General features: G+C 44.7%; 1 protein-coding gene. It reads right to left on the bottom strand.

Annotation, left to right across the window (positions count from 1 at the left end; translation table 11 throughout):
• The coding region (locus SB658_RS25435; protein ID WP_410603217.1) for a penicillin-binding transpeptidase domain-containing protein at positions 1 to 257 on the bottom strand (257 nt) is incomplete at both ends.

The raw sequence follows: 257 nt of genomic DNA, 5'->3' as shown, positions 1-257 counted from the left end.
CATAGCCGCTTTGGAATCTGGCGTAAGGTCAAGCTTTGTACCGTCATTAAATTCAACAGATGTGACAGCATGCGGTTCATTATAGTATCCATTATTACCGAATGCACTAAAGGCTCCAGCCATCTTCAGGGAGGAGACACCATCGTCAAATCCACCGATTGAGTAAGACTCTGGAATGTCAGACGGTAAGTCCATACCTAAGTTATTAGCGAATTTAACGGCATTGTCTGTGCCAGCTTCTTGGAAAGCCTTTAGGG

It is taken from the genome of Bacillus sp. SIMBA_008 (genome assembly GCF_046535495.1).
GTDB lineage: Bacteria > Bacillota > Bacilli > Bacillales > Bacillaceae > Bacillus > Bacillus subtilis.
Note: the sequence above shows the minus strand (reverse complement) of the source record. Positions and strands in the feature narration are given on the sequence as shown.